This window comes from Phenylobacterium sp. (assembly GCF_030693405.1).
Lineage (GTDB): Bacteria > Pseudomonadota > Alphaproteobacteria > Caulobacterales > Caulobacteraceae > Phenylobacterium.
On sequence record NZ_JAUYAW010000077.1, the window covers coordinates 1 to 8385 of the forward strand.

11 protein-coding genes are annotated in these 8385 nt (G+C 69.2%); 2 read left to right on the forward strand and 9 right to left on the reverse strand.

The features are described from left to right. The 5 genes from Q8N19_RS16280 to Q8N19_RS16300 form a co-directional block, all read right to left on the reverse strand. On the reverse strand, positions 1-666 hold a 666-nt coding region (locus tag Q8N19_RS16280), incomplete at its 3' end, for a DNA primase (protein WP_305592509.1). Positions 667-704: 38 nt separating this feature from the next. After that, positions 705-1583, reverse strand: coding sequence for an RNA polymerase sigma factor SigJ (gene sigJ, locus Q8N19_RS16285; RefSeq protein ID WP_305592491.1), 879 nt, complete (start codon positions 1581-1583; stop codon positions 705-707). Then, entirely contained in the window at positions 1580-2131 is a 552-nt protein-coding gene (locus Q8N19_RS16290; RefSeq protein ID WP_305592493.1) for a hypothetical protein, read from the reverse strand. Before Q8N19_RS16290 ends, sigJ begins: the two co-directional genes overlap by 4 nt. Next, positions 2132-2521, reverse strand: a complete 390-nt coding sequence (locus Q8N19_RS16295) for a hypothetical protein (RefSeq protein WP_305592495.1) — start codon at positions 2519-2521, stop codon at positions 2132-2134. Positions 2522-2588: 67 nt separating this feature from the next. Next, positions 2589-3284: an HAD family hydrolase gene (locus Q8N19_RS16300; protein ID WP_305592496.1), complete on the reverse strand. Its 696-nt coding sequence runs from the start codon at positions 3282-3284 to the stop codon at positions 2589-2591. Between the two features lie 181 nt (positions 3285-3465). On the opposite strand from Q8N19_RS16300, the gene Q8N19_RS16305 reads away from it, so the two are divergent. Further along, the gene (locus Q8N19_RS16305) at positions 3466-4593 is read left to right on the forward strand and encodes a response regulator (RefSeq protein WP_305592498.1); all 1128 of its coding nucleotides are present in this window, start codon (positions 3466-3468) and stop codon (positions 4591-4593) included. A 3-nt stretch (positions 4594-4596) separates the two neighbouring features. Here Q8N19_RS16305 and Q8N19_RS16310 read toward each other — a convergent pair whose 3' ends face one another. Then, positions 4597-5037, reverse strand: coding sequence for a DUF1330 domain-containing protein (locus Q8N19_RS16310; RefSeq protein WP_305592500.1), 441 nt, complete (start codon positions 5035-5037; stop codon positions 4597-4599). 182 nt (positions 5038-5219) lie between these two features. Here Q8N19_RS16310 and carA point away from each other — a divergent pair, with 182 nt between their 5' ends. Next, complete coding sequence (gene carA, locus Q8N19_RS16315; RefSeq protein ID WP_305592503.1) at positions 5220-6389, forward strand: glutamine-hydrolyzing carbamoyl-phosphate synthase small subunit; 1170 nt, start codon at positions 5220-5222, stop codon at positions 6387-6389. 44 nt (positions 6390-6433) lie between these two features. On the opposite strand, the gene Q8N19_RS16320 is transcribed toward carA, so the two are convergent. From Q8N19_RS16320 to Q8N19_RS16330, 3 genes are all read right to left on the reverse strand, one after another. Continuing rightward, entirely contained in the window at positions 6434-7162 is a 729-nt protein-coding gene (locus tag Q8N19_RS16320; RefSeq protein WP_305592505.1) for an anti-sigma factor domain-containing protein, read from the reverse strand. Next, entirely contained in the window at positions 7159-7710 is a 552-nt protein-coding gene (locus tag Q8N19_RS16325) for a sigma-70 family RNA polymerase sigma factor (protein ID WP_305592506.1), read from the reverse strand. Before Q8N19_RS16325 ends, Q8N19_RS16320 begins: the two co-directional genes overlap by 4 nt. A 149-nt stretch (positions 7711-7859) precedes the next feature. After that, the gene (locus Q8N19_RS16330; protein ID WP_305592507.1) at positions 7860-8261 is read right to left on the reverse strand and encodes a cupin domain-containing protein; all 402 of its coding nucleotides are present in this window, start codon (positions 8259-8261) and stop codon (positions 7860-7862) included. Between the last annotated feature and the right edge of the window lie 124 nt (positions 8262-8385).

The window sequence follows — 8385 nt, forward strand, 5'->3', positions numbered from 1 at the left end:
GGGATCCATGGCCCGGCCGCCGAAGGAGACGATGCGTCCTCGCCCGTCGGCGATGGGAAACATGATCCGGTCGCGGAAGCGGTCAGAGGGCGCGCCGCCGTCCTCGGGCGCGATCAGCAGACCAGCCTCCACCAGCTCGTGCGGACGCGCGCCCTTGGCCACCAGATAGTCTTTCAGCGCAGTGCGCCCGCCGGGCGCATAGCCGACGCCAAACCGCGCCCATTCTGTCTCGGGCAGGCCGCGTCCGGCCAGATAGTCCCGCGCCTCCCGGCCAACAGGACGCCTGAGCTCGGCCTGGAACCAGGCGCTGGCCTGCTCCAGCCATTCGGCGAGACCCTGCCGCACCCGGTCGCGCTCCGCCGACTGGGGATCTGGCGCAGGCATGGGCACGCCGGCCTCAGCGGCCAGGCGTTCGACCGCCTCCATGAAGGTCAGCCGCTCGGTCTCCTGCAGGAAGGTGATCAGATCGCCGTTCTTGCCCGACGAGAAGTCGAAGAACTGGCCCTTCTCGTCATTGACGAAAAAGGACGGGCTCCGCTCCTTGGTGAAGGGCGACAGGCCGACGAACTCGCGGCCCTGCTTGCGCAGCTTCACCGTGCGCCCGATCACGTCGGAGGGGCGCAGGCGGGCCTTGATCTCATCGAGGAACCGTTCGTCGAACTTCACCCCCGACATATGCGCCAGGGCGCCGACGGCGTCACCCTTCAGCGGTCAAGGTGCGCCAGCTTTTCAGGATTGCGGATGATGTAGATGGCCGACAGGCGGCCATCCTCGCTCGGCTGAAAGGCGATGGTCATCGGCCCGTCGTCCGGCTCTAAAATCAGGCCTGGCAGGCCGTTGATGCGGACTGCGCGGTATTGCAGGGGCCGGTCGCCGGACGTCGGCCAGGCGCCCCGCCACGCCAGGCCCTCCAGCATGGCGACAATGTCGGCCGGCCCGACCAGGGGTCGCAGGGCGGCGCTGCGCTTGCCCCCGCCGTCGGTCACCATCACCGCGTCCTCGGCCAACAGGGCGCGCAGACTCGCCATGTCGCCCCTGGCCGCGGCGGCCATGAAGGCGCTGGCCAGCCGTGTGGCGGCCTGCTGATCGACCGAATATCGCGGCTTGGCCGCCTGGAGGTGCGCCCGCGCGCGGCTGGCGATCTGGCGCACCGCCGCCTCGCTCCGGTCGAGCGTCTGGGCGACGGCGGCATAGTCCTCGTCGAACACCTCGTGCAGGAGGAAGACGGCGCGCTCCAATGGCGACAGACGCTCAAGGGCGAGCAGGAAGGCGACAGAGACATCTTCCGCCCGCTCCAGCGGGTCTTCGGTCAGGTCCTCGATCAGCGGCTCGGGCAACCAAGGGCCGCGATAGGCCTCGCGCCGGACCTTGGCCGCGCGCAGACGATCAAGGCAGAGACGACTCGTGGTGCGGACCAGCCATGCGGCTGGCTCCTCGACCTGCTCTCCTGACCGGCTCCACCGGATCCAGGCGTCCTGAACCACGTCCTCGGCTTCGGCGACCGAACCCAGCATCCGATAGGCGAGTCGAAGCAGCCGCGGCCGCTGCGCCTCGAAGACAGAGAGATCAGGCGATGGGGTCACGGGATCACCTCATTCTGCGCCGGATTTGTCGGTTGGCCATCCACGACGATCCGCGCGCAGGTTCCTCCGTAGCCCAGAGCGAGCTTCAGCGTCGGATAGAGCCTGGCCGCCGTGAGGGCCAGCGCGATGGCCGCGAGGCCCCGCTCCCCCCAGTGGGCCACAATTCCCTCCCGCAGACGATCAGCGGCGGGCAGGTCCCGATCCAGGGTGGCCCGCGCGAACCGCCAGGCGATGGCGGCGTCCTGTCCCATGGCGTCCTCATCTCCGTTGAGGATCGCGCGCAACACCCTTGGCGCCAGCCCCGCGGCTGCGGCCCTATCAACAACGAGCTGAGCACAGGGCCCGCAGTCCTCTGACAAGGTGGCGACAATCTCTGCAGCCGCCAGGGCCGCCGGCGGCGCGGCCTGTCTCGGCGCCATGCCGCTGACCAGGCCGAACTTCACGAGGCTTGCGGGACTGGCCGCCAGAAGCCGGCGCAGGTAGCTGGCGTCGTAGGACCAGGTCCGTTCGAAACGGTCGAGCTGGCGCGACAGAATGACCTTCAGCATTCAGGCCTCCCCCGCCGCGCGCCAGACCAGGAGCGAGGCTGCCAGCGCTGGAAGGAATACGCCCGGGAGGTCGCGAGCCAGGTCACCAAGGCTGGACCGGCCGCAGACCGTGTCGAACAGGTGGACGCCCGCATGCAGGACCAGGAAGCCGGCCGCCGCCAGAAGCGCCGGCCAGGCCTTTGGCGGCCGCCAGGCGACGGCGGCAAGCGCAAAGGCGCAGACCAGATAGGCCGCGCCGATATCCCGGACAAAGTGGCCGTTGAACGGCCCGGTCTTCACCACCCCCGGCACAGCCTCGTACCAGATAAAGGGGGCCCCCAGCATGAACAGCCCGTTGGCCCCCAGGCCCAGCCCCAACAGACCGCAGGCGGCCCGTTCCCATCGTCGCATCACGCGCCTCCTTCTTGACGCGAAGAAGACGTCCGGCGCCGACGCCGTGTGACATGGAGAGGACTGTTCAGCTCACCTTTTCGAGCCAGGCGGGCAGCTCGGCGATGCTCGCCAGTTCGGCGAACCGCGGGTGACCGGTGGGCGTCTCGGCCATCTCATGGGCCCAGGTCACCGCATAGGGAATGTGGGCGGCCCACGCGCCCGCCTCCAGCGCCGGCAGAATGTCCGAACGCAGGGAGTTCCCGACCATGGCGCCCTGGGCCGCGCCCGTCCCGTGACGGGCGAAGACCCGCTCATAGGTCGAGGCGTCCTTCTCGCTGACGATCTCCACGGCGACGAACAGATCGCCGAGGCCTGAGGCCGCCAGCTTCTGCTCCTGATGCAGCAGGTCGCCCTTGGTCACGAGCACCAGGCGGTAGCGTTCCGACAGGACGGCCAGGGCGTCATCCACCCCTGGCAGGGGCTCAACCGGCTCGGTCAGCATGGACCGGCCCGCCGCCAGGATCTCCCGGACGATATGCGGCGGCGCCTCGCCGCCCGTCAGCTCCATGGCGGTCTCGATCATCGACAGGGTGAAGCCCTTCACCCCGTAGCCGTAGAGCCGCAGATTGCGATGCTCGACCTCGGCCAGCCGCGCCCCCAGGGTGTCGATATCCGCCACATCGGACAGGAGGTCGAACAACCGGGCCTGGGTCAGCCGGAAGATGGTCTCGTTGTGCCAGAGGGTGTCGTCGGCGTCCAAGCCGAGGGTGGTGATGGTCATGTCCGCCTCATAGTCCCGAAGCGCTGATTTGCGAACAGCGCCCGCCGCGTCGGCGCCAGACTGAAATCCGCGCCCATTTGGCGATCAGCTGCGCCGTGAACACCCTCGGCGTCGCCATAGCAGCACTTTCGAAATACCTGTCGGGTCCTGTCTCTGCACCTCAAGGGTGTGGGAGTAGCGTATGTCAGGGGTGGGGATGGGCGCGGTCGGGCGGGCCGTGGTCCGGGCGCTCGATCGCTGGATCGGTGGCGGGGCGCTGACTCGGGGTCAGGCCGAGGGCGCGGACGCCACGGCGCGGCTGCAGGCGGCCATCGACGCCTTTCCCGAAGGCGTCGTCTTCCTCGACGCCGAGGGACGATACGTCCACTGGAACCAGCGCTACGCCGAGATCTACCACCGCTCCGCCGACCTCTTCGCCCCCGGCCGCCCCCTGGCCGAAACCCTGCGGATCGGGGTGGCCCGGGGCGACTATCCCGAGGCGGCCGGGCGCGAAGAAGCCTGGCTGGCCGAGCGGCTCGCCAAGCTCGAAAATCCCACCGGCGAGCGCCTGGAGCAGCAGCTCTCCGACGGCAGCTGGCTGATGGTTGAGGACCGCCGAACCGCCGATGGCGGCCTGATCGGTCTGCGGGTCGACATCACAGAGATGAAGCGCCAGGCCGAACGGCTGGCCGACGCCCTCCTGCGGGAGGCGGCCGCCAGCCGGGCCAAGAGTGAATTCCTCGCCGATATGAGCCACGAACTGCGCACGCCGCTGAATGGGGTGATGGGCCTGGCCCAGGCCCTGGAGGCCACGCCTCTGGACGCGTCGCAGCGGGCGATCCTGGCCGAGCTGTCGGCCTCCGGCGCGCGACTGGAGAGCCTGGTGGCCGGCCTGCTGCAATATGAGCTTGGCCCCACCCCCGCCCCGCAGGCCACGGCCGCTGCGGTCAGTCCCGATGGCGGACTGCGGGTCCTGCTCGCAGACGACAATCCCACCAACCGCAAGGTTGTTGAGCTGATGCTCGACGCCGCCGAGATCGAGGTGGTCAGCGTGGAGAACGGCGCCGAGGCCGTCTCGGCCCTGGAGGAGGGAGCCTTCGACCTGGTGCTCATGGACCTCCGCATGCCGGTCATGGACGGGTTTGAGGCCATCAGGGCGATCCGGGCGGCCGAGCCCGCAGGCCAGCGCCTGCCGATCATCGTGGTCTCGGCCAATGCCGGGCCGGAAGATCGCGAGGCCAGCGCTGCGGCCGGCGCGGACCGCCACATCGCCAAGCCCATCCGCGCCGAGACTCTGTTCGGCGCCATATCGGAGGTGCTGGAGGGCTAGGTCCTATTCCCCGAACCCCTCCCCGGGCGCGGCCGGCGCCATGCGGATCAGGCGGGAATCGGCCACCGCGGCGGTCCGGTGGGCGACCAGGGTCTGGTATTCCGGATCCCGGACCATGGAGATGAAGGCTTCGGCGTTCGGATAGGCGGCGATGAAGGCGATGTCCCAGGCCTCGCTCTGCGGCCCCGTCAGGGTCACCTGCGGCGACCCGACCCAGATCTGCGCGCCCCCCAGCCGCTTAAAGATGTGGGCCGTCGTCCGACCATAGGCCTGGTAGGCCTCGCGCCCCGTCAAGCCCTTGCCGTGATCGGGATGATCGGCCGGATAGTCCGCCAGCGGCCGCAGCCGGATCAGGTTCAGCATCTGGATCGGCTGGTCTCGGGGCAACCCCTTGAACAGGGCCCAGGCGTCGCGGTCCGGATCGATATGACCAGGCTCTGACATACGTCCCCCTTGCTATTGGTCGGCTTATGGGTGGAAAGCCTAGTCCGATGGGCCAGCCCGGTCACCCTGCATTGACCCGGGCGGCGGGACTAGAGTACCTACGCCGCCGTTTGCACGGGCGGGCGGGGTTCACCCTGGCCCGCCTTTTTGCGACCCTAGCCCGCCCCTGATAGGAGTCCCCCATGACGAGCCAACTTCTCTCCGGCGCGACCGGCGTGCTGGCCCTGGCGGACGGGACCATCCTGCAGGGGATCGGCGTCGGCGCCGTAGGCGACGCCGTCGGCGAGGTCTGTTTCAACACCGCCATGACCGGCTATCAGGAGATCCTCACCGATCCCTCCTACATGGCCCAGATCGTGGCCTTCACCTTCCCGCACATGGGCAATGTCGGGACCAATGTGGAAGACGTCGAGCAGATGTCCGGCGCGGCCGAGACCTCGGCCCGGGGCGCCATCTTCCGCGATGTTCCCACCGCCCCGGCCAATTGGCGCTCCGACTCTGACCTGGCCAGCTGGATGGCCCGCCGCGGCGTCGTCGGCCTGGCCGGCGTCGACACCCGGGCGCTGACCCGCCGCATCCGCGAGCGGGGCATGCCGCATGCCGTGATCGCCCACGACCCCCAGGGCCGCTTCGACCTGGAGGCCCTGGTGGCCAAGGCCCGTCAGTGGAATGGCCTGGTGGGCCTGGACCTGGCCAAGGACGCGTCCTGCCTGCAGCCCTTCGTCTATGGCGAGGGCCTGTGGAACTGGCCCGAAGGCTACGCCCAGCCGGCGCCGGATCCGAAGTTCGAGGTCGTGGTCATGGACTACGGCGTCAAGCGCAACATCCTGCGCGCCCTGACCAGCGTCGGGGCCCGGGCCACGGTGGTGCCGGCCTCCACCTCGGCTGAAGACGTCCTGGCCCGAAAGCCGCAGGGGATCCTGCTGTCCAACGGACCCGGCGACCCCTCGGCCACCGGCGCCTATGCGGTGCCGGAGATCCGCAAGCTGGTCGACAGCGGCGTGCCGGTGTTCGGCATTTGCCTGGGCCACCAGATGCTGTCCCTGGCGCTCGGCGCCCGCACGGTGAAGATGGACCAGGGCCACCACGGGGCCAACCATCCGGTCAAGGACCTGACCACCGGCAAGGTGGAGATCGTATCGATGAACCACGGCTTCACGGTGGACCGCGACAGCCTGCCGCCGCCGGTGACGGAGACCCACGTCTCCCTGTTTGACGGCACCAACGCCGGCATCGCCCTGAAGGACCGCCCGGTCTTCTCCGTGCAGCATCACCCAGAGGCTTCGCCGGGGCCGACGGACTCCCTGTACCTGTTCGACCGCTTCGCCAAGCTGATGGACGACGCCCGCTGAGAGGCCGTGGGGGCGTCCCGCGAGGGAAAGCCCTGGGCCTGCCCCTAGATTTCGCCCAGCGCCCCGATGGCGGCCACTGGCCCGCTGGGGCCAGCCTGGGGCGACCCGCCGGGCGGCTCGACCGAGACGGCGATCTCCGTGCCTTCGTGGGCGAGATCTGAAATCGACGCATCGAGCGGCACGGTCTTGGCCGTGCCCGGCTCCACCATGCCAAGCGACCTTGGCACCCCGTCTTCCGGCGGGATCAGCCACACCTGGTGCACATGCAGGGGATCAGTCCCAGGCGGCACCAGCGAGGTGATGATCAGGGCCTGGCGCACCGGATCATAGGAGGCCACGAACAGCGGCTGGCCCCCCTCGGTGTTCAGGCTGGCGTTCAGCATCGGCATGGCGGCCGGCGCCTCGGCAGGGATGACCACCGGCGGGCGATTGCCCAGATAGACGGCGACCATCAGGCTGGCTGCGGCCAGACCCATGGCTCCCACGGTAGCGCTCCGCCAGAAGGCCAGCCGGCGGGCAAGCTGCGGATTGTTGTCATTGACCGGCAGGGCGCGCTCGATCCTGGGCCACACCTCGTCGGAGGGGGCGACCGCGGTGGTCTCCATCCCCAAAGGCGCAAGGCGCCGGCGCCAGGCGTCGACCGCCCGGGCGAAGGCCGGCTCGCTGGCCATGCGGCGCTCGGCGGCCGCCCGTTCCGGCGCGGTCAGGACCCCCAGGGCGTGTTCGGCCGCCAGGGCTTCCGGTTCGTTCATTTCAGGACCCGTGTCGCTCATGGCTCCAGGCACCCTTTCAGCTTCATCAGCCCCCGCCGAATCCAGCTCTTGACGGTTCCCAGGGGCGTATCGAGCCGCTGGGCCAGGGCCTCATAGGTGACGCCTTCGAAGAAGGCCGTGCGGATCGCCTGTTCGGTCCGGTCGTCCAGTTCCGCCAGGCAGCGTTGCAGGGCGCCAACCTGATCGGCCGATTCCAGAAGGGCCGTGGCGCTCGGCGCGCCGTCGGCGATCTCCATCTCGTCAATCTGTTCGGCATGCGCCAGAGGTCCCCGGGCGCGCAGTCGGTCGATGGCCCGGTTGCGGGCGATGGTGGAGATCCACGTCATCACGCTCGCCCGGCCGGCGTCGAACCGGTCGGCGCGACGCCAAATGGTGACATAGACCTCCTGCAACACGTCCTCGCTCTCATCCTTGTCGGAGAGAATACGGAGGCAGACGCCAAATAGCTTCGAGGAGGTGGCCTGATAAAGTTGTCGCAGGGCCTCGCGGTCGCCGGCGGCGACTCTGGACATCAAGGCGGAGAGGTCGTCGGCGGTGACAGCAGGCACGGCGTCTCTTCGGATTGGCGGCAGCGGAATCTGCCGATGGGCCAAACTGCCGGGGCGGCCCAGCTTGGGCAAGGCTCTATCGACACGCCGGGCGCGGCGGCCGGGCGCGGCGGCCGGGCGGCCGCAAAGACCGACTGGCGATCGGTCGTTCAGAGGTCGGCGGGCGCCTGCTCGATCAGGAGGACTTCGACAGGCTCGGCGCCCATGGCCTTGCCGGTGTGCCACTGGCCGGCGGACTCCACGGCGAACTCGCCGGCTTCCACGTCCTGCTGATCACCGGTGACCAGGTTGGACACCTGCAGCCGGCCAGACTTCACATAGATGTAGCGCAGGGCGGTGCGGGCGTTGTCGGGAAGGCTTTCGCCGGGCGCCAGGGTCGCCTGGACCACGGTCATGCGGACCTTGTCGCCCTTGGGCTCGTCATCCTGTGGCAGGGACAGGCTCAGCGGAGAGGTTCGGGCGGCCTCCATGGCCGGCGGGGGGCTGGGGGCGGCGAATGCCAGGCCCGGCAGGGTCGCCGCGATGAGGCCGACAAGGGTTAATTTTCTCATAATGATCCTCCCGCATGACCCCGTAGCACGCAGCGGGCCAATCCAGCCATTCCTAACTGGCGAGGGGATGATCGCGTTGCAGGCGAATCCACAGGTCTTTGAGGGCGCCAGATCGGGACGATTC